Annotated in this window: 17 protein-coding genes; 14 read left to right on the top strand and 3 right to left on the bottom strand. The window is 71.7% G+C overall.

The genetic code is table 11. The features are described from left to right. The first annotated feature begins 125 nt into the window (after nt 1–125). The 3 genes from ADK36_RS05035 to ADK36_RS05045 are packed head-to-tail and all read left to right on the top strand — an operon-like array spanning nt 126 to nt 3,249. A complete protein-coding gene (locus ADK36_RS05035) occupies nt 126–1,169 on the top strand; it encodes a FecCD family ABC transporter permease (protein ID WP_048587416.1) in 1,044 nt (347 codons plus the stop codon). 56 nt (nt 1,170–1,225) lie between these two features. Then, nucleotides 1,226–2,296 carry a FecCD family ABC transporter permease gene (locus tag ADK36_RS05040; protein ID WP_199830116.1) on the top strand — a complete coding sequence of 357 codons (1,071 nt, stop codon included), beginning with the start codon at nt 1,226–1,228 and terminating at the stop codon, nt 2,294–2,296. After that, on the top strand, nt 2,293–3,249 hold the full coding sequence (locus ADK36_RS05045; protein WP_078916821.1) for an ABC transporter ATP-binding protein: 957 nt from the start codon (nt 2,293–2,295) through the stop codon (nt 3,247–3,249). The genes ADK36_RS05040 and ADK36_RS05045 overlap by 4 nt, the downstream gene beginning before the upstream one ends. Here ADK36_RS05045 and ADK36_RS05050 read toward each other — a convergent pair. Beyond that, nucleotides 3,233–3,580: an SCP2 sterol-binding domain-containing protein gene (locus ADK36_RS05050; RefSeq protein WP_048587415.1), complete on the bottom strand. Its 348-nt coding sequence runs from the start codon at nt 3,578–3,580 to the stop codon at nt 3,233–3,235. The genes ADK36_RS05045 and ADK36_RS05050 overlap by 17 nt on opposite strands. A 42-nt stretch (nt 3,581–3,622) precedes the next feature. Here ADK36_RS05050 and ADK36_RS05055 point away from each other — a divergent pair, with 42 nt between their 5' ends. The 6 genes from ADK36_RS05055 to ADK36_RS05080 all read left to right on the top strand — a co-directional run bounded on the left by ADK36_RS05055 (nt 3,623) and on the right by ADK36_RS05080 (nt 10,048). After that, nucleotides 3,623–3,979 (top strand): hypothetical protein, encoded by a 357-nt coding sequence (locus ADK36_RS05055; protein ID WP_053196512.1) that lies wholly within the window; start codon nt 3,623–3,625, stop codon nt 3,977–3,979. A 7-nt stretch (nt 3,980–3,986) separates the two neighbouring features. After that, nucleotides 3,987–4,802 (top strand): TlyA family RNA methyltransferase, encoded by an 816-nt coding sequence (locus ADK36_RS05060; RefSeq protein ID WP_053196514.1) that lies wholly within the window; start codon nt 3,987–3,989, stop codon nt 4,800–4,802. After that, nucleotides 4,799–5,704 carry an NAD kinase gene (locus tag ADK36_RS05065; protein WP_030054779.1) on the top strand — a complete coding sequence of 302 codons (906 nt, stop codon included), beginning with the start codon at nt 4,799–4,801 and terminating at the stop codon, nt 5,702–5,704. Before ADK36_RS05060 ends, ADK36_RS05065 begins: the two co-directional genes overlap by 4 nt. Before the next feature lie 234 nt (nt 5,705–5,938). After that, nucleotides 5,939–7,657 carry a DNA repair protein RecN gene (gene recN, locus ADK36_RS05070; protein ID WP_053196516.1) on the top strand — a complete coding sequence of 573 codons (1,719 nt, stop codon included), beginning with the start codon at nt 5,939–5,941 and terminating at the stop codon, nt 7,655–7,657. A gap of 201 nt (nt 7,658–7,858) precedes the next feature. After that, nucleotides 7,859–8,620, top strand: a complete 762-nt coding sequence (locus ADK36_RS05075) for a hypothetical protein (protein ID WP_048582525.1) — start codon at nt 7,859–7,861, stop codon at nt 8,618–8,620. A gap of 291 nt (nt 8,621–8,911) precedes the next feature. Then, nucleotides 8,912–10,048, top strand: coding sequence for a glycosyltransferase family 4 protein (locus ADK36_RS05080; RefSeq protein WP_048582524.1), 1,137 nt, complete (start codon nt 8,912–8,914; stop codon nt 10,046–10,048). A 44-nt stretch (nt 10,049–10,092) separates the two neighbouring features. Here ADK36_RS05080 and ADK36_RS05085 read toward each other — a convergent pair whose 3' ends face one another. Continuing rightward, a complete protein-coding gene (locus ADK36_RS05085) occupies nt 10,093–11,745 on the bottom strand; it encodes a PucR family transcriptional regulator (RefSeq protein ID WP_048582523.1) in 1,653 nt (550 codons plus the stop codon). A gap of 117 nt (nt 11,746–11,862) precedes the next feature. Here ADK36_RS05085 and ADK36_RS05090 point away from each other — a divergent pair, with 117 nt between their 5' ends. Then, nucleotides 11,863–12,822, top strand: a complete 960-nt coding sequence (locus ADK36_RS05090) for an LLM class F420-dependent oxidoreductase (RefSeq protein ID WP_048582522.1) — start codon at nt 11,863–11,865, stop codon at nt 12,820–12,822. A 29-nt stretch (nt 12,823–12,851) separates the two neighbouring features. On the opposite strand, the gene ADK36_RS05095 is transcribed toward ADK36_RS05090, so the two are convergent. Continuing rightward, complete coding sequence (locus tag ADK36_RS05095; RefSeq protein WP_053196518.1) at nt 12,852–14,234, bottom strand: FAD-binding oxidoreductase; 1,383 nt, start codon at nt 14,232–14,234, stop codon at nt 12,852–12,854. Between the two features lie 924 nt (nt 14,235–15,158). Between ADK36_RS05095 and ADK36_RS05100 the strand changes: the two genes are divergently transcribed. From ADK36_RS05100 to ADK36_RS05115, 4 genes are all read left to right on the top strand, one after another. Continuing rightward, nucleotides 15,159–16,025, top strand: coding sequence for an ABC transporter substrate-binding protein (locus tag ADK36_RS05100; RefSeq protein ID WP_159029181.1), 867 nt, complete (start codon nt 15,159–15,161; stop codon nt 16,023–16,025). After that, the gene (locus ADK36_RS05105) at nt 16,022–16,918 is read left to right on the top strand and encodes an amino acid ABC transporter permease (protein WP_053196521.1); all 897 of its coding nucleotides are present in this window, start codon (nt 16,022–16,024) and stop codon (nt 16,916–16,918) included. Before ADK36_RS05100 ends, ADK36_RS05105 begins: the two co-directional genes overlap by 4 nt. Beyond that, nucleotides 16,915–17,676: an amino acid ABC transporter ATP-binding protein gene (locus ADK36_RS05110; protein WP_048582518.1), complete on the top strand. Its 762-nt coding sequence runs from the start codon at nt 16,915–16,917 to the stop codon at nt 17,674–17,676. Before ADK36_RS05105 ends, ADK36_RS05110 begins: the two co-directional genes overlap by 4 nt. Nucleotides 17,677–17,759: 83 nt before the next feature. Beyond that, nucleotides 17,760–19,052: an aminotransferase class V-fold PLP-dependent enzyme gene (locus tag ADK36_RS05115; protein WP_199830113.1), complete on the top strand. Its 1,293-nt coding sequence runs from the start codon at nt 17,760–17,762 to the stop codon at nt 19,050–19,052. Nucleotides 19,053–19,156: the final 104 nt, after the last annotated feature.

Consider the following 19,156-nt stretch of genomic DNA (forward strand, 5'->3'; position numbering starts at 1 on the left):
GGGCTGTGAGGTCGGGGGCGGGATGGTCGCCGAAGTTGTGACGTCGGAGGGCGGGATCGACGCCGGGGTCGTGACGGCGTGCGGCGGGATCGTGGCTGAATGGGAGGGTAGGCTAACCTAACTGCGTGTTGGTCGACAGTCCTCCCGAACAGCGCGCGGAGCCCCGGTCCGCGCCCCCAACCCGACGGGCGATACGTGCCGTTGGGCTGCTCGTCTCTGTCCTGATCCTTTTGGTCGTCGTGTTGGCGAGCATCGCGGTCGGGGCGAAACAGCTGTCCCTCGGGGAGGTCTGGCACGGCCTGTTCACGGCCTCGGGGACCTATGGCGATGTCGTGGTCGACGACCGGATCTCGCGCACTGTCCTCGGTCTGCTCGCCGGTGCCGCGCTCGGGCTCGCGGGTGCTGTGCTCCAGGCGCTCACCCGTAATCCGCTGGCCGACCCCGGTCTGCTCGGCATCAACGCGGGTGCGTCCGCCGCCGTCGTCACCGCCATCACCTTCTTCGGTGTCACCAGCCTGAGCGGCTATGTCTGGTTCGCCTTCCTCGGGGCGGCCGCGGTCGGGGCGATGGTCTGGTTCCTCGGCGGCAGCCGGGGTGCCACGCCGGTGCGGCTCGCGCTCGCCGGTACGGCGATCAGTGCCGCCCTGTACGGCTATCTCCAGGCCGTGATGATCATGGACAACGCGGCGCTGAACAAGATGCGCTTCTGGACGGTCGGTTCGCTGACCTCGGCGACGGACGCGACCATCAGACAGGTCCTGCCGTTCCTCGTCGTCGGCATGGTTCTCGCGCTCGCGCTCGCCCGGCCGCTCAACGCCATGGAGATGGGCGACGACACCGCCAAGGCCCTCGGCGCGAACCTGAACCGCACCCGGGTGCTGGCGATGCTCGCCGCCACCGTGCTGTGCGGTGCCGCGACCGCCGCCTGCGGCCCGATCGTCTTCGTCGGCCTGATGGTGCCGCACGTAGTGCGCTCCTTCACCGGGCCCGACCTGCGCTGGATCCTGCCGTACGCGGCCGTCCTGTCGCCCGTGCTGCTGCTCGGCGCCGACGTCCTCGGGCGGATCGTGGCCCGGCCCTCGGAGCTACAGGTCGGCATCGTCACCGCGATCCTCGGCGGACCGGTCTTCATCTTTCTCGTACGACGGCGGAGGACGGCCCAGCTGTGAAGACCGCGTTGAAGAGGGAAGCGAAGAGCGAAGTGAAGGTCGCGGCGAACAGCGAAGTGCGGAGCGCGGTGAAGAGCGGGGGGAGGCCCGCCCGCGCCAACCGTGCCGTGCGGTCCCCCGGTGGGCTCTCCGTCCGGCTGGACGTGCGGGCGCTGACCGTCGTCCTGCTGTTGCTGCTCGCCGCGCTCGGGGCCGGCGTCGTGCTGATCGGCACCGGCGACTTCCCGATCCCGGCGGGCGACGTGCTCAGGACGCTGCTCGGCGACGGGAACGCGGGGCAGGAGTTCATCGTCAACGAGCTGCGGCTGCCGCGGGTCCTCGTCGGGCTCCTGGTCGGTGCCTCGCTCGGTCTCGGCGGCGCGCTGTTCCAGGCGCTGTCCCGCAACCCGCTGGGCAGCCCGGACATCCTCGGTCTCGGGCAGGGGGCCACGGCCGGCGCGCTCGTGGTGATCGTGCTGTTCTCCGGGAACGCCGGCCAGGTCACCGTCGGCGCGCTCGTGGGCGGGCTCGCGACCGGGCTCGCCATCTATCTGCTCGCCTGGAAGCGGGGCGTGCACGGTTATCGACTGGTCCTGGTCGGTATCGGCATGTCCGCGATCATGACGGCGGTCAACGGCTATCTGCTGACCAAGGCCGACCTGGTCGACGCGGCCCGCGCCGTCGTGTGGATGACCGGCTCCCTCAGCGGCCGTGACTGGGCCCAGGTCTGGCCGTTGCTCGCGCTGTGCGCCGTCCTCGTGCCGCTCGTCCTCGCCAACGCGCGCGGGCTGCGGATGATGGAGATGGGCGACGACGTCTCGTACGCCCTCGGGGTGCGTGTCGAACGCGTACGGCTGCTGCTGATGCTGGCGGCCGTGCTGCTCACCGCGGCCGCCACCGCCGCCGCCGGTCCCGTCAGCTTCGTGGCGCTCACCGCCCCGCAGCTCGCCCGGCGCCTGACCCGCTCGCCCGGGCCGAACCTGCTGCCCTCCCTGTGCATGGGCGCCGCCCTCCTCGTCACCGCCGACTGGATCTCCCAGCGGGTCTTCGGCGCCGACCAGATGCCCGTGGGCGTGGTCACCGGCGTGCTCGGCGGCGTATATCTGCTGTGGCTGCTGGTCACCGAGCGCAAGGCGGGCCGGATATGAGCACCGGCAGTACCGACAAGAACAGCAGTGGGCTGAACGACCGAAGGAGCACCGTGAACCGCCTGTCCGCCGACAACGTCACCCTCGCCTACGACCAGCGGGTCATCGCCGAGCAGCTGTCGGTGGAGATACCCGACAACTCCTTCACCGTGATCGTCGGCCCGAACGCGTGCGGCAAGTCCACGCTGCTGCGGGCCCTGTCGCGGATGCTCAAGCCCAGCCAGGGCCGGGTCCTGCTGGACGGGCAGGTCATCCAGTCGATGCCGGCGAAGAAGGTCGCGCGCACGCTGGGCCTGCTGCCGCAGTCGTCGATCGCGCCCGACGGGATCACCGTCGCCGACCTGGTGGGCCGCGGCCGGTACCCGCACCAGGGCATCCTGCGCCAGTGGTCGACCGAGGACGAGCGGGTCGTCCAGGAGTCGATGGAGCAGACCGGGGTCGCCGAACTCGCGGATCGCTATGTCGACGAGCTCTCCGGCGGTCAGCGGCAGCGTGTGTGGATCGCGATGGCGCTCGCCCAGCAGACGCCGCTGCTGCTGCTCGACGAGCCGACGACCTACCTCGACATCCAGCACCAGATCGACGTCCTCGACCTGTGCGCGGAGCTGCACGAGGAGCAGGGGCGCACGCTGGTCGCCGTCCTGCACGACCTCAACCACGCCGCCCGCTACGCCACGCACCTCATCGCCCTGCGCGGCGGGGAGATCATCGCCGAGGGCGCGCCGAACGACATCGTCACGGCCGAGTTGGTCGAGGAGGTCTTCGGGCTGCGGTGCCAGGTCATCGACGACCCGGAGACGGGGACGCCGTTGGTGGTGCCGGCGGCGCGGAAGGCGCGCGAACAGGTCAAGAAGGAGCAGATCGAGAAGGATCTGGTCAAGAAGGACCAGATCGCGAAGGGGCAGGGCGAGAAGGACCAGGGCGCGAAGGTCGCGGCTACAGAAGCTTCCTGAGCACCAGCAGGTCGCGCACGCCCGCGTGCAGCTTCACCCGGCCCGAGCCCCATGCCTTGGCGAAGTGCAGCGCTCCGTCGACCAGGGCGACCAGGTCGTCGCCGGCCATGCTCAGTCTGATCTGGGCCTTCTCCCGGGGTGGGCCCTGGAGCGTCTCGTGGACATGGATCCGGCCGCCCGCCATGCGGCCGGCGAACGTGACGTCCAGGTCGGTGATGTGGCAGCTGACCGAACGGTCCAGGGCCGCCGCCGCGGCGGCGTCCCCTTCGGCGCGCTGCATGTTGTCCGAGAGCTTTTCGAGTGCGGCGCGGCACTCCTCAGTCGTGGCCATCGCGATCGACGGTACCCCAGCGGTTCGGGGTAGCGTCTGGGCATGAGCGACACAGTTCCGGAGACGGAGTTCCCGGAGGCGGGGATCCCGGCGGGGGACGTCCAGGAGGAGGCCGCCGCGGAGGCCGGGCTCGCGGTCGAACCCGAGTACGACCCTGCCGCCCCCGCCCCGCTGAACGTCCCCCGCACCCCCACCGGCGATGCCGACGTCGACGCCCAGCTGGAGCGGCTGGGTGATGCCGACCACCTCGCCACGGACGGGCACCTCGAGGTGTACGAGGATGTACACCGGGGGCTGCGCGACGCGCTGACCGCGCTCGACGCCCGCCCGGGACCTCCGGCGCCCTCGCCGTCGTACGACCAGAGGGCGCCTTCACCCTCGTATGGCAATAGGAGCTGAACCGAACGTGGCAGGAGTCGCACGCCGCCGACTGGACGCGGAGCTGGTCCGCCGGAAGCTCGCGCGTTCGCGTGAGCACGCCAGCCAGCTGATCGCCGCCGGGCGGGTCACCGTCGGCAAGACCGTCGCGACCAAGCCGGCCACGCAGGTGGAGACGGCGGCGGCGATCGTGGTCTCCACCGACGGCAGCGATCCCGAGTACGTCTCCCGGGGCGGGCACAAGCTCGCGGGCGCGCTGGACGTCTTCGTGCCCCGGGGGCTCGTGGTGAAGGGGCGGCGGGCGCTGGACGCCGGCGCTTCCACCGGGGGTTTCACCGACGTCCTGCTGCGGTCGGGGGCCGCCCATGTCGTCGCCGTGGACGTCGGATACGGACAACTCGCCTGGACTCTCCAGAGTGATGAACGCGTCACCGTCAAGGACCGTACGAACGTACGCGAGTTGACGCTCGAAGCGATCGATGGGGAACCAGTGGATCTTGTCGTGGGGGATCTGTCCTTCATCCCGCTCGGACTGGTGCTGCCCGCCCTGGTGCGGTGCGTGAAGCCGGACGCCGATCTGGTGATGATGGTCAAGCCGCAGTTCGAGGTGGGGAAGGAACGGCTGGGCAGTGGGGGAGTCGTACGGAGTTCGCAGCTGCGGGCGGAGGCCGTGCGGGGAGTCGCCGAGAAGGCGTGGGAACTCGGGCTCGGGGTGAAGGGCGTCACGGCGAGTCCGTTGCCCGGACCCTCCGGGAATGTCGAGTACTTTCTGTGGCTGCGTGCCGGGGCGCCCGCCCTGGACCCGGCCGACGTTGACCGTGCAGTTGCGGAGGGGCCGCGTTGACACAGAACCGAGCTCGTACTGTTTTTCTGCTCGCCCACACAGGGCGGCCCGCGGCCATTCGCAGCGCCGAGCTGGTGGTCAAGGGACTGCTGCGGTCGGGGATCGGCGTGCGGGTCCTGGAGTACGAGGCGGCCGACCTGCCGCTGCCGCCCGAGGTGGGGCTCGTCAAGGAGGCGACTCCGCAGTGCCTCGACGGGTGCGAGCTGCTGATAGTGCTGGGCGGCGACGGGACGCTGCTGCGGGGTGCCGAGTTCGCCCGGGCGTCCGGGGTGCCGATGCTCGGCGTCAACCTCGGGCGGGTCGGGTTCCTCGCGGAGGCCGAGCGGGACGATCTCGACAAGGTCGTCGACCGGGTCGTCACCAAGGCGTACGAGGTCGAGGAGCGGATGACCGTCGACGTCGTCGTGCATCAGAACGGCGACATCGTGCACACGGACTGGGCGCTGAACGAGGCGGCCGTGCAGAAGGCCGGTGCCGAGAAGTTGCTTGAGGTCGTGCTGGAGATCGACGGGCGGCCGGTGACGGGGTTCGGGTGCGACGGGATCGTGCTGTCGACTCCTACCGGGTCGACGGCGTATGCCTTCTCGGCGGGTGGGCCGGTGGTGTGGCCCGAGGTCGAGGCGCTGTTGATGGTGCCGATCTCGGCGCATGCGCTGTTCGCGAAGCCGTTGGTGACCTCGCCGGACTCTGTGCTGGCCGTGGAGGTGCTGCCGCATATCCCGCCGGGGGTGTTGTGGTGTGACGGGCGGCGGACTGTGGAGTTGCCGCCGGGGGCGCGGGTCGAGGTGCGGCGGGGGGCTGTGCCGGTGCGGCTGGCTCGGCTGCATCACGCGTCGTTCACCGACCGGCTCGTGGCGAAGTTCGCGTTGCCGGTTTCCGGGTGGCGGGGTGCGCCGCATTAGCCCGTTCGCCGTGGTGTGAGGGGTGGGTCGGCGGCTGCGGGGCCGTCGTGGCTGGTCGCGCCCACGCGGCGGAGCCGCACATCGATACAGCCCCGCGCCCCTGGGTACCTCCACTCGCCTGGGTGACATGCGAGGCAGGTACACATTCGTCACCTGGACCTTCACATGACTGAGGCTGGGGGCCGTCGCACTCCCCGCCCCCGACCTCGTAAGGTCGTGTCCGTGTTGGAGGAGATGCGGATACGGTCGCTCGGAGTCATCGACGACGCTGTCGTCGAGCTGTCGCCGGGGTTCACCGCCGTCACGGGTGAGACCGGTGCGGGCAAGACCATGGTGGTCACCAGCCTGGGGCTGCTGCTCGGTGGGCGGGCGGACCCGGCGCTCGTGCGGATCGGGGCCGAGAAGGCGGTCGTGGAGGGACGGATCGCCGTGCCCTCGGGGGCGCCGGTCGTCGTACGGGTCGAGGAGGCCGGGGCGGAGCTCGACGACGGGGCGTTGCTGATCAGACGTACCGTTTCCGCCGAGGGGCGGTCGCGGGCGCATCTGGGCGGGCGCAGTGTGCCGGTCGGGATGCTGGCCGAGCTGGCCGACGAGCTGGTGGCCGTGCACGGGCAGACCGATCAGCAGGGACTGCTGAAGCTGGCCCGGCAGCGGCAGGCGCTCGACCGGTACGCGGGGGACGCCGTCGCGGTGCCGCTCGCCAAGTACGGCGAGGCGTACCGGCGGCTGCGGGCCGTCTCCGTCGAGCTGGACGAGATCGTCACGCGCGCGCGTGAGCGGGCTCAGGAAGCCGACCTGCTGCGCTTCGGGCTCGACGAGATCGCCGGTGTCGAGCCGCGGGCCGGGGAGGACGTGGAGCTCGCGGAGGAGGCCGAGCGGCTGGGGCACGCGGAGGCGCTGTCGTCGGCCGCCACGGCCGCTCACGCCGCGCTCGCCGGTAATCCGGAGGACCCCGAGGGCATCGACGCGGCGACGCTCGTCGCGGGCGCGCAGCGGGCCCTGGACGCCGTGCGGTCGCACGATCCGGCGCTGTCCGCGCTGGCCGACCGGATCGGGGAGATCGGGATCCTGCTGGGCGATGTCGCCGGGGAGTTGGCGGGGTACGCCGATGACCTGGACGCCGACCCGTTGCGGCTCACGGCCGTCGAGGAGCGGCGGGCCGCGCTGAACGCGCTCACCCGGAAGTACGGCGAGAACGTCGCCTCCGTGCTCGCCTGGGCCGAGGAGAGCGCGGGGCGGCTGGGCGAGCTGGACAGCGACGACGAGCGGATCGGGGAGCTGACCGCCGAGCGGGACGCGCTGCGGGCCGAGCTGGGCGGGCTGGCGCAGGCGTTGACCGATGCGCGGACGGACGCCGCCGAGCGGTTCGCGGCCGCGGTGACGGCGGAGCTGGCCTCGCTCGCGATGCCGCACGCGCGCGTGTCCTTCGACATCCGGCAGACCGAGGATCCGCAGGGCGTGGAGGTCGGCGGGCGCGCGGTCGCCTACGGGCCGTCCGGCGTGGACGAGGTCGAGCTGCTGCTCGCTCCGCACCCGGGAGCGCCGCCCCGGCCGATCGCCAAGGGCGCGTCCGGCGGTGAGCTCTCGCGCGTGATGCTCGCCGTCGAGGTCGTGTTCGCGGGGACCGATCCCGTGCCGACGTATCTCTTCGACGAGGTCGACGCGGGTGTCGGCGGCAAGGCGGCCGTGGAGATCGGGCGGCGGCTGGCCCGGCTGGCGAAGACCGCGCAGGTCGTCGTGGTGACCCACCTGCCGCAGGTCGCCGCCTTCGCCGACCGGCAGTTGCTCGTCGAGAAGACCAACGACGGGTCGGTCACCCGGTCCGGGGTGAAGGTCCTGGAGGGCGAGGAGCGGATCCGGGAGCTGTCCCGGATGCTCGCCGGGCAGGAGGACTCGGAGACCGCGCGGGCGCACGCGGAGGAGTTGCTGGAGACGGCTCGGGCGGACGGGTAGGGGGTGTTTCGAAAGTCCCCTGCGGTGCCCGCGGTGCCCGCGGTGTCCGGAGCTGGCCGGCGGATCAGGCCGGCCGCAAAAAACGGCATCTCGTCAACGCAGATGGGCGTGCCAGGCCCCGCCACGCCGGCATGATCCGCCGGCCAGGCCCTGGCCCGGGCCGCGCGCCGGCGGGCGGCATGTGGCCCGTAGGGTGACCGGATGATCGAGCGAGCCGTTTCCTTCGGACTCTCCGCCGCCCTCACCCGCGCCGCCGTCGCCGCCCTGCGCGCCAAGGCTCCCGGGGGCCGTGACCGCTGGGAGCGGAAGAACTACGCCGGGCGGACGGTGGAGTTGTACGCCGGGCCCGCCTCCGCCCTGGCGGCCGCGGTCGGGGCGGGAAGGATCTCGCCCGCCGCTGGTGTCGCCGCGGCTGCCGCCGGGGTCTGCGGGGCCTACGACGACGTCACGGGGGCCGGTGACCCCCGGCGCGGGTTCCGGGCGCATCTGTCCGCTCTGCGGGACGGCGAAGTCACCAGCGGGGCCGTCAAGTTGTTCGGGATCTCCGCTGCCGGGCTCGTCGCGGGGGCGGTCCTGAAGGAGCGGCCCTTGGACCGGCTGCTCGCCGGGGTCGTGATCGCCGGTGCCGCGCACTTCGTGAATCTCGTGGACGTACGGCCCGGGCGGGCCGCCGCCGCGGTGCTCGCGCTCGGTGCGCCGGGACTGCTGCGCTCCGGGCCCGGTGCCGAACTGGCCGCCACCGCCATGGGGGCCGCCGCGGCCGTACTGCCCGACGACCTCGGGGAGCGGGCGATGATCGGCGACACCGGGGCGCATGCGCTGGGCGCTGCCCTGGGCGCCGCAGCCGTCGCCGGGAACGGCAGGGCCGGACTGGTCGCTCACGCCGCCGCCGTCGTGGCCGCCGCGGTGTACGGAGACAAGGTGAGCGAGCTGGCGCGAGGCGCCGACCGCGCGGTGAGGTGAGCGTGGCTCGACGGGCCGCGACGGCGAGGGCCGGTCGCTGAAGCGTGCTCCACGCGCGCATGTTCGGCCACAACCCTCACCCGGGATCACTCGTCCAGGTGACTCCGCCCGCCACGTTGCCCGGCGCCCACGCCGCCTCCGGCCTTCCGCCGTTCCCGGAACGGCCGTACGTCCTGGCATCCTTGGCGTAAACACGTCGTACGCGTAGGGATTCGCGCGGTACACCCCGTCCGCCCGATCCTTCTGTACTTTCTTCGTGACCGCCCGACCCGAAGCAGGAGCCCCGGCCACGTGACCCCCGTGAGCAGCCATGCACCGCACGGCCAGTCTTCGCTGCGCACCGTGCAGGTGCTGGGCGGTGGCAACGCCGGCAGCAGCGCGCATGTGCGCTCGCTGGCCTCGGGGCTGGTCGCGCGGGGCGTGCGGGTCACCGTGTGCGCCCCCGTCGAGGCCGATCACCGCTATGACTTCACGGGGGCCGGCGCCGACCATGTGCATGTGCCGCGCAGCAGCGATCCCGCCTCCGTGGCAGCTCTGCGGGCAGCCTGCGCGGACGCCGACCTCGTGCACGCGCACGGACTGCACGCCTCCTTCCGCGCCGTGCTCGCGCTGAGCGGACGGCGTACCCCGCTCGTCGTCACCTGGCACGACCGGGCGCATGCCGAGGGCGCCCGCGCCCATCTCGTACGGCTGTTGGAGCGGCGCGTCGTCAAGGCCGCCTCCGTCGTGCTCGGGACCACCTCGGCGCTCGTGGACCGGGCCCGCCGGACCGGTGCCCGGGACGCGCGCCTCGCCGCCGTCGCCATGCCCGCGCCCGGCCGCGCCGCCGAGCACGACGACCCCGACCGGCTGCGGCCCAAGATCCGGGCCGAACTCGGGGCCACCGGGCGGCCGTTGCTGATCGCCGTCGGCTCGCTGGAGCGGCATCGCGGGTACGACGTGCTGCTGGACGCCTCGCGCGCGTGGCTGCGGCTCGACCCCGTGCCGTTGGTCGTGATCGCGGGGGAGGGGGTGCTCCGGGCCGATCTGCAGCGGCGTATCGAGGACGAGGAGCTGCCCGTGCGGCTCATCGGGCGCCGTGACGACGTCTCCGAGCTGCTCGCCGCCGCCGACGTGGCGCTCATGCCCAGCAGTTGGGAGTCACGGTCCGTCCTCGCGCAGGAGGCCCTGCACGCGCGCGTGCCGCTCGTCGCCACCGAGGTGGGCGGCGTGCCGGAACTCGTCGGCGACGCGGCCGAACTCGTCCCGTACGGCGACGCGAAGGCCCTCGCCGACGCCGTCGTACGACTGCTCGGCGATCCCGAGCGGCGGGAGCTCCTCAGGGAGCGCGGCGCGCGGCAGACCGCCACCTGGCCGACCGAGGACGAGACGGTGGCCCAAGTCCTCAGCGTGTACGACGAGTTGACGCAGCCGCGGTTCGTGATCTAGACGCCTCGTTCCAGGCACGCGCGTCTTCCCCCGGCCGCCTCCGGCTACCCCGCATGCCGCCGTGCCCGCAGCGCCAGGCTCAACGCCAGTACCGTCTGCGGGTCGTCGAGGTCGGTGCCGAGCAACTCGCCGATGCGGGCGAGGCGGTTGTACAGCGTCTGCCGGTTGAGGTGCAGCTCGCGGGCGGTCTCCGCCTTGCGGCCCGCGTGGGCCAAGTACGTCTCCAGGGTGGGCAGCAGGGGCGGTTTCGAACGGTTGTCGTGCTCGCGGAGCGGGCCGATCGCGCGATCCACGAAGGCCGCGAGGTCCGGGTGGTCGCGCAGTCGCCACAGCAGCAGGTCGATGTCCAGGCGCCGGGCGTCGTACCAGGGGCGGTCGGACAGGCCCTGGGCCGCCGTCGCCGTCTCCGCCGCGTGCCGCAGGCCCGCCGAGGCCGCCGTCCAGCCGCCGGCCGCCGCGACGACCACGACCGGCGGCGGCGCCCCGGGCCGCTGGACCCCGGCCCGCTCCACGCCCGCCCGCAGCGCCACCGCGACCCGGTCCGCGACCGCCGACCGCTCCGACTCCGCGCGCAGGCCCAGCAGCAGCGGCACCCGGCCCTCAACCGGCCGTACGCCCAACAGCACCGGCACCCCCACCGACGCCAGCTCCTCGCCGACCGCGCGCGCCAGCACCGCCCAGCCACCGCCCGGCGACAGGGTGTCCCCCAGCCGCATCACGACTGGCAGCAGCGGGCCGGCACCCGGCTTGAAGCCCAGTACGCGCGCCTGTGCCGGGGCGTCCTCGGCGGCGACACGGCCCTCCGCGAGGTCGGTCAGGAAGTCGCCGCGCCCGCGCGCCGCCAGCTCCTCCTCCTGCCGTGCCTGCATCAGCACCACGGCCAGGATGCCCGCGGCCCGCTCGGCGGCGATCCGGTGCACCGGCGCCAGAGGGCCGCGCACGGGGAGCAGTACCAGCCGGGCCCGGACCGACACCGTTCCCGGGCCACCCCCCGGAACATCCACCAACACCGAACCGGCGTGCGGCGGCCCGTCCTTGCGCTGCCCCCGCAGCCCCTCCCACACCTGCAGCGGATCCGCGCCCTCCGGACCGGACCCGGCGGCATACAGCAGCTGTCCGTCCGTCGTCTCCAGGAAGACCGGGTTGCCGCTGAAGTCGGCGAGGACGCCGAGCACTTGGGGCACCCCGCCGCCGCCGAGCAGCGCTTCCGTGCAGCGGCGGTGCACCTCCTCCGCCTGTTGCAGCAGGGCGTAGTGGCCGTTGACGATCTCGGTGTGGATCTCCTCGGTGACCGTCACGAAGGGCACCTCGCGGTGCAGCTGGACGAGCGGCAGGCCGGCCGCGCGGGCCGTGTCGACCAGGGTGGCGGGCAGCCGGGTGAAGCGGGTGCCGAGCTCGATGACGAGGGCCGCGATGCCGCGCTCGGCCAGGGTGCGCACGAACGCGCGCTGGTCGGCGGGGCGGGTGCCGATGCCGTAGCCCGTGGTCAGCAGAAGTTCCCCGCCCTTCAGCAGGGAGGCGATGTTGGGCACCTCGCCCGCGTGCACCCAGCGCACGGTCCGCCCCAGCCGGTCGGCGCCCGCGAGGACCTCGGGGAGCCCGCTGCGCAGGCCGGGCAGCTCCAGCGCCCGTCGCACGGTGATCCCGGCGCTGTGGGTGTCGAATCCGCTGCTCATACCGCCCGTACCGCTGTCCATGAGGCGGACGCTACCCGTGGGGATGGCCGCGCGACATATCCGGACGGGTGCGCGCCCCGGTGACGAGGCGATCACCGCTGCGGATTGGGGTGCGCCCGGCGGGGTAGCGGCGTCGGCATGGACTTCAGCGTGGTTGCCGTGGCACGGGAGGACGACAGTCCGGTCGAGGAGCCGCTGCGGGTGGCGGTGGTCGCCGACCGGCTCGGTTATCGCGAGGTGTGGGCGGGGGAGGGGCCGACCTGGGACTCCTTCGTCCTCGCCGCGGCCATCGGTCGGGCCACCGAGCGGGTCGCGCTGACGGCCGGACCCGTGGCGGTGTCGGTGCGCGAGCCGTTCGGGATCGCGCGGGGTGCCGCCTCGGTCGCGGCCGTCACCGGGCGGCCGGTCGGGGTGGCGCTGGGGACCTCCAGCAAGCGGGTGGTCGAGGGCGTGCACGGGGTGCCGCGGGTCCGGCCCGCGGCGGCGATGGATGCCTCGGCGGCGGCCCTGCGCGTCCACCTGCACGGCAAGCCCGGTGAGCCGATCGTCCCCGGCAGTGTCTTCCCGCGCCGCCTCCAGCCGCCCGGCGGGCCGCTCACCGTGGCGGCGTTCGGCGACCGCGCGATCGCCACGGCGGCGGCGCACTCCGACCGGATGCTGCTCGACATCGTCTCGCCGGAGCAGGTACGGACACTGCGGGCCAAGCTCACGGCGGCCGCCGAGCGCGTCGGCCGTACGCCCCCGACGCTGGCCTCCTGGCTGCCGGCCGCCGTCGATCCGGACCCGGAGTCTCTCGCCCAGGTGCTGCGGAGCATCGCCGGGTATCTGACGGTGCCCGGCTACAGCGACATGTTCGAGGCGGCCGGCTTCGGGGAGGCGGTCGAGCTGGCCCGTACCGGTGCCGACCCCGGCACGCTGGTCCGGGCGCTGCCCGCCGCGGCGGCGGACATGGTCGGCCTGGTGGGCGACCTGGACGCCGTACGCGCGCGTGTCGTGGAGTACGCCGAGGCCGGCCTCGACGAGATCGCCCTCGTGCCGGCGACGGCGGGCGACCCGGGCGGGGAGCGGACGCTGACGGCGTTCAGGCAGGCATGGTGATGGCGTTCGGACAAGCCTGGTGACGGTGCTCAGGCCGGCCTGATGTTGTGGTTGAACCGGAAGACGTTGTCCGGGTCGTAGCGGCGCTTCAGATCGGCCAGTCGCCGCGTGTTGCCGGCGCCCAGACCGGCCACCACACGCTCCGCGCCCTCGTCGCCGATGAAGTTCAGATAGACCGCGCCGCTGCTCCACGGCCGCACGTCCGCGCGGACGTCCCGCACCCACTGCCGGCACCGCTCGTCGTCCGCGGGGTCCTCCCACATGCCGTACGGATGCACCGCCCAGGGCGCGTCCCGGTACGGCACCGGGTACTCGTGCGGACCGGCGGCGATCGCGCCGCCCTGCGGCAGGAGGACGTGCTGGGTGCCGGTCGGCACGGGCATGGACCGCCCGGCCGCGCAGTAGACGTCGACGAGGTCGTCCGGAGCGCCCGTCACGTACTCCGCCGACCAGTAGTGCCGCATGCCGGGCGGATCGTCGATCATGCACTGCACGTCGGCGTAGGGCATCGCGCCGACGATCTCCGCCTCGTGCGGCAGCGCCAGCAGCGGCTCGGCGTACTTGCGCATGTCCTGCTCGGCTCCGGCGTACGTCAGGAGCGCACCGCACACCAGCTCGCCGACCAGGGACGGTGGTACGAAGTCCTCGGGCGGGCCGGTGAGGTGGAGGACGCCGCCGCTCACCTCGTCGGGGCCGGACTCGATCACGTCGCGGAAGGTGCGCACGGCGTCCGGCGCGAACTCGGGCCGGTACAGCACCATCGCGATGGCGAAGTCGGGCAGCTCGTGCAGCTTCAGGGTGATCGCGGTGGCGATGCCGAAGTTGCCGCCGCCCCCGTGCAGTGCCCAGAACAGGTCCGGGTTCTCGTCCGCGTTCGCGTGGACCCGGCCGCCGTCCGCGGTGACCAGCTCCACGCCGAGCAGATTGTCCACGGCGAGCCCGCACCAGCGGTCCAGCCAGCCCGTGCCGCCGCCGAGGACGAAGCCGCCGACGCCGGTGGTAGACGCCCGGCCACCGGTCGTGGCGAGGCCGTACACCTGGGTGGCGCGGTCCAGGTCGCTCATCGTCGCCCCGCCCGCGACCCGTACCGCCTCGGCCGCGGGGTCGACGGTGACCGCGCGCATATGGCGCAGGTCGATCACCAGACCGTTGTCGTTCAGCGCCATGCCCGCGACGCTGTGCCCGCCGCCACGCACCGCGATGTGCAGGTCCAGGTCCCTGGCGAACCGCACGGCCCGTACGACGTCGTCCTCGTCCACGCACTGGGCGATCACCGCGGGCCGCCGGTCGATCATGGCGTTGAAGACGACCCGGGCGTCGTCGTAACCGAAGTCCCCCGGCGCGAACACGTCACCGGCGAGATCCTCGCGCAGCGCGGCGAGGGCCGCGCCCGCCTTCGATGGGGAGGCCATGGGGCGCCCCCTTCCGTGAAGGGGCTGATGGATCCCAGCGTAGGCAGGCCGCGGCCGACGGTCCTGTTGTAGGTTCCCTTCGCCCTTGGCCACGGCCTGTGCCCGTGACCTGCAGGTTCTGATGGGGGTCCCACCAGGTTGTCCACGGCTCATTTCCATGATCGTGTCCATTTCCTCAAGGGCTGTCCCCGTCGGTCGAGAGCATGTGCAGAGGTCTTGGCGCAGATCCGTGGCCGGCGCCGGCGCGGCATAGGAGGCTTCCCGTATGAGGGCGCGGATGCCGAGGCGCCACGGCATCCGCGCCTCCTCGTGCTGCGGAGGCTGGGCCCGGCCGGCGGGCTCAGCCCCCGCAGCGCTCGCTCCCCCCCCCGTGCCTCCGCCTGCCGGGGTGACCGCAGGCAGCAGAGGATGGCTCACCCGCCGACCGCCGGGATCCCTCCCCGCCCCGCGACGCAGCGCACCGCGAGTACGTCGTGCTGTCACTGTCCACCTGAGGGGAAAAGATAACTCGTTCTTACTAGAGCGGCTAGGCTGCCGCGACTCTCGCCGGGTGGCCCCAGTGGTCGACCCGTTCATTCCAAGCAGGTAACTAGGGTGGCCAACCCGAGAGCGAAGTATTGACACGAGGCGCTGCAGTCCAGATTCTTTCCTGAACCAAGACTGCTTTCGCAGTTTCCAGTCCTCCGAGGGGCGGTCACGCGACACCCATATGCAGCGGTCTGGCCTTCAGCCGAGTGTCGTAGTCGACAGTGCGTCGCGCGATGCCGAGGCCATCGCCGAGACTCGGTCCACCGCCGCGAACGCATACCGACCTGGCCGTGGTCCCGCCGGTTACACCCGTGCTCACAAATGGGCGGCCGGCGCCTCGCCCTTCATCGCCTCTTCGTCACATCCCAGCTCGTCACCACCACCATGGAGAACGCCATGAAGAGAGCTGTCTGCCTCGGCGCGGTGTGTATGACCGTCGCTCTCACGGTCTCGTCCTGCGGCTCCGGTGCGTCCGCCCAGCACACCGCATCCGACAACCCCCTGTACGCCAAGCTCCCGAAAAGCGTCCAGGAATCCGGCACACTCAAGATCGGCGGAAGCGCCACCGTCGCTCCCTACCTCTACAAGGACGGTGCCAAGGTCGTCGGGTTCGAGAAGGACCTCATGGACGCCCTGGGCAAGACACTCGACGTCAAGATCCAGTTCTCCGACACCGGCTTTCCCGCGCTCGTCCCCGGACTCCAGTCGCGGAAGATCGACGTCGCCATGGGTGACTTCACGGACACCAAGGAACGGCAGCAGGTGGTGTCGTTCGTCGACTACACCACGTCCTACCAGACCCTGTTCGTGCAGAAGGGCAATCCGAAGAAGCTCAGCACCACCCACGACCTGTGCGGCGCGTCGGTCGCCGCCGCGGTGGGCAGCCTGTCGGCCAAGCTCGCGGAGGAGCAGAACACCACCTGCGAGAAGGCAGGCAAGCACGGCGTGAAGGTGCTCCGGCTGGAAGACGCGCCGGCGACCCTGATGCAGGTGCGCACCAAGCGAGCCGACGCGATCATCATCGACTACGTGGTCGGCAGCCACGTGGCCAGGACCAGCGGCTCCGGCGAGGTGGTCGGTGAGCCGTTCTACGAGCAGTTCCACGGGGCCGCCGTACGCAAGGACAACAGCCGGCTGCGTGACGCGCTCGTCGCCGCCTTCGAGGAGATCATCAAGAACGGCAGCTACGGCAAGATCCTTCAGAAGTGGGACATGCAGAAGCTGGCGATGTCCGCTCCGAGCGTGAACGCGGCGAAGTCATGACCGCCCCCGTCTCAGTGAAAGCCCCGTCCGGCATCGACGAACTCGCCACCCTGCGGATCGCGCCGGTTCGCAGGCCCTGGCAGTGGGTCGCGACCGGAGTGGTGCTGGTGATGCTGGCCCTGCTGCTGGCCTCGGTGGCGATGAACCCGAACATGGGCTGGCCCGTCGTCGGCAGGCACCTTTTCAGCGCCGAGATCCTGCGCGGTATCGGCTGGACGGTGCTGCTCACCGTGCTCTGCATGGCCCTCGCAACCGTCCTCGGCGTCGTGATCGCGGTCATGCGGACCGCGAACAACCGAGTGCTGTCCGCGGCGGCCTCGCTCTACCTGTGGTTCTTCCGCGGCACCCCGCTGCTGGTCCAGCTGATCCTCTGGTTCAACCTGGCCCTGGTTTTTCCGCTCCTGGGCCCCGCCGTCTTCTTCGGTGAGAGCGCCGGAGGCCTGGACACCAACCACGTGATCAACTGGTTCATGGCGGCGCTCCTGGGCTTCGGGCTCCACGAGGCCGCGTACATGTCCGAGATCGTGCGGGGCGGCTTCCTCGCCGTCGGCCGGGGCCAGACCGAGGCCGCCGAGTCACTCGGCATGACCGGGACCCAGACCCTGCGGAGGGTCCTGCTCCCACAAGCCCTCCGAGTCATCGTGCCGCCGTCGGTGAACCAGTTCGTCAACCTCTTCAAGGCCACCTCGCTGGTCGCCTTCATCTCCGGCCAGGACCTGCTCTCCTCCGTCCAGCACATCTACGCCAACAACTACCAGGTCATCCCTCTGCTGCTCGTGGCGAGCCTCTGGTACCTGGTGTTGGTGTCACTGGCCACTCTGGGCCAGCACTACCTGGAGCGACGCCTCAACCGCGGCCATGTGCCCACCACCGCGAAGGGAGCCAAGGGATGACGGCCATGGTGCAGGCCCGTGGGCTCAGCAAGTCGTTCGGGCCGCTGACCGTCCTCGACGGACTCGACTTCGACGTCGAACGAGGCGAGGTCGTGTGCCTGCTCGGCCCCTCCGGCTCCGGCAAGAGCACCCTCCTGCGATGCGTGAACCGCCTGGAGCGCCCCGACGCCGGCGTGATCAGCGTGGACGGGGAGATCATCGGCTTCCGCCGCTCGGGTGACCAGCTGCATGAACTGCGCGGCAAGGAACTGGCCCGGCAGCGCAGCAACATCGGCATGGTGTTCCAGAACTTCAACCTGTTCCCGCACCGGACCATCCTGGACAACGTCCTGGAAGGCGCCTGCGTGGTCAAGAAGGAGCCGCGCGCGACGGCGCGTGAACACGCGCTCCGATTGCTCGACCGGGTCGGCCTGACCGGCAAGGTCGGCGCGTACCCCGGTCAGTTGTCCGGAGGCCAGCAGCAGCGAGTCGCCATCGCCCGCGCCCTGGCCATGCGCCCGAAGGTGATGCTCTTCGACGAGCCGACGTCCGCTCTCGACCCGGAACTCGTCGGCGAAGTGCTTGCCGTCATGAAGGACCTTGCCTGCGACGGCATGACCATGATCGTGGTCACCCACGAGATCGGATTCGCCCGCGAGGTCGCCGACCGGGTCATCTTCATGGACGGCGGAGTGATCGTCGAACAAGGCCCTCCGCACCAGGTGATCGACCGGCCCAGAGTCGAGCGCACGCGCAGCTTCCTCGCCCGCGTGGCCTGACGGCGGCTCTCCCGCCCCCGGCCTCTCAGTCACCACGGACATCCACACCCCATCCGCTGCGCGGCAGCGATCTGGAGATTTGCGTGCCTCTCTTCGCCCACGACGCCGTCCCTTTCGCGCCGGCGACCATGCAGTTCGTCCGCGGCCAGTTCGCGTACCTCGAACGTGATCCGCACGGCGCCCGGCGGCTCTTCTTCGAGAACTCCGGCGGTTCACTGCGGCTCCGCAAGGCCTCAGAGCGCGCGCTGGAGATCTCCCACTACCCCGATGGCTCCTCGCGTCCCCACAAGGCGGCCCGGGAACTCGCCGGCCTCCAGGACCAGGGCGAGGCCGATCTGCGGGCCTTCTTCGGAGGCGACGCCTCGGGGGCGCTCCTGCCCACCGCGACGGCCTCGCAGGCCATGTTCGTCGTGATCCGGGCCGTCGCCGAGAACGTCTCCGGGACCAACATCGTGACGACAGCCATCGAGCACCCGTCGTCGTACGACGCCTGCGTCCGCTACGCACACCGCACCGGCCAGGAGCTGCGCGTCGCCCAGCCCGACCGGACGACCGGCGGAGTCGACCCGTCGGCGATCGCCGACCTCGTCGACTCGGGTACCTCTCTGGTGTCGGTCATCGCGACGTCGAACATCAGCGGCACCATCACGGACATCCCCGCTGTGATCAAGGCCGCCCGCGCGAAGAACCCGCACGTCTACACGATCGTCGACGCGGTGCAGTACGCCCCGCACGGTGTCATCGACGCCACGGCGTGGGAGGTCGACGCCGTCAACATCGCGCCGTACAAGATGTTCGGTGACCGCGGACACGCATTCACGTACCTGTCGCAGCGGCTTGCGCAGCTGGACCACGACAGGGTCGGCGGCGCGGGCAACGACACCTGGGCCATGGGCAGCGCCGCCCCCGCGGCCTTCGCGGGCTTCTCCGCGATCATGGACTATCTCGTCGCGGTCGGCGGAACCCGCGCGGGCACGGGCCGCCGCGAGGGGATCGTAGCCGGAATGCGCGCCATCCAGGGGCACGAGCAGGCCCTCCTGCACACCCTCATCGAGGGGACCGCGCAGCAGACCGGGCTGCGGGACATGCCCGGAGTGCATGTGCACTTCGCCGACCGGGTCGCTTCCTCCGCACGGGACCTGATCGTGCCCCTGACCTTCGACCACCGGTCGTGCGCCGATGCCGTCCGCGCCTACGAGGAACTCGGCGTCATCGTCTACGAGCGCGTGGCGACGAGCCACTACTCCGAGCGCATCCTGCGCTCGCTCGGCCTCGAAGAGGTGGTGCGCGTGTCGCCACTGCACTGCCACAGCCTCGAGGAAGCCGAGCGGTTCCTGACCGTCACCGAGAAGATCGCCCAGCCCGAGACCGGATGACTACCTGAGCCGCACCGGTTGCCACCTCCTGCGCCCAGAGACTCCAGGACCTCACTCAGCGCGACTGTGCACCACGGCTGCCCCTACCGCCAGGGCTTCGCAGG

It is taken from the genome of Streptomyces viridochromogenes, from assembly GCF_001270495.1.
GTDB classification, from domain to species: Bacteria; Actinomycetota; Actinomycetes; order Streptomycetales; family Streptomycetaceae; genus Streptomyces; species Streptomyces viridochromogenes_A.

Excerpts from the sequence above, each read along its gene's own strand:
- ADK36_RS05045 (WP_078916821.1), top strand. The coding sequence starts at position 2,293 with ATGAGCACCGGCAGTACCGACAAGAACAGCAGTGGGCTGAACGACCGA.
- ADK36_RS05050 (WP_048587415.1), bottom strand. The coding sequence starts at position 3,580 with ATGGCCACGACTGAGGAGTGCCGCGCCGCACTCGAAAAGCTCTCGGAC.
- ADK36_RS05055 (WP_053196512.1), top strand. The coding sequence starts at position 3,623 with ATGAGCGACACAGTTCCGGAGACGGAGTTCCCGGAGGCGGGGATCCCG.
- recN (WP_053196516.1), top strand. The coding sequence starts at position 5,939 with ATGCGGATACGGTCGCTCGGAGTCATCGACGACGCTGTCGTCGAGCTG.
- ADK36_RS05075 (WP_048582525.1), top strand. The coding sequence starts at position 7,859 with ATGATCGAGCGAGCCGTTTCCTTCGGACTCTCCGCCGCCCTCACCCGC.
- ADK36_RS05085 (WP_048582523.1), bottom strand. The coding sequence starts at position 11,745 with ATGGACAGCGGTACGGGCGGTATGAGCAGCGGATTCGACACCCACAGC.
- ADK36_RS05090 (WP_048582522.1), top strand. The coding sequence starts at position 11,863 with ATGGACTTCAGCGTGGTTGCCGTGGCACGGGAGGACGACAGTCCGGTC.
- ADK36_RS05095 (WP_053196518.1), bottom strand. The coding sequence starts at position 14,234 with ATGGCCTCCCCATCGAAGGCGGGCGCGGCCCTCGCCGCGCTGCGCGAG.
- ADK36_RS05100 (WP_159029181.1), top strand. The coding sequence starts at position 15,159 with ATGAAGAGAGCTGTCTGCCTCGGCGCGGTGTGTATGACCGTCGCTCTC.
- ADK36_RS05105 (WP_053196521.1), top strand. The coding sequence starts at position 16,022 with ATGACCGCCCCCGTCTCAGTGAAAGCCCCGTCCGGCATCGACGAACTC.
- ADK36_RS05110 (WP_048582518.1), top strand. The coding sequence starts at position 16,915 with ATGACGGCCATGGTGCAGGCCCGTGGGCTCAGCAAGTCGTTCGGGCCG.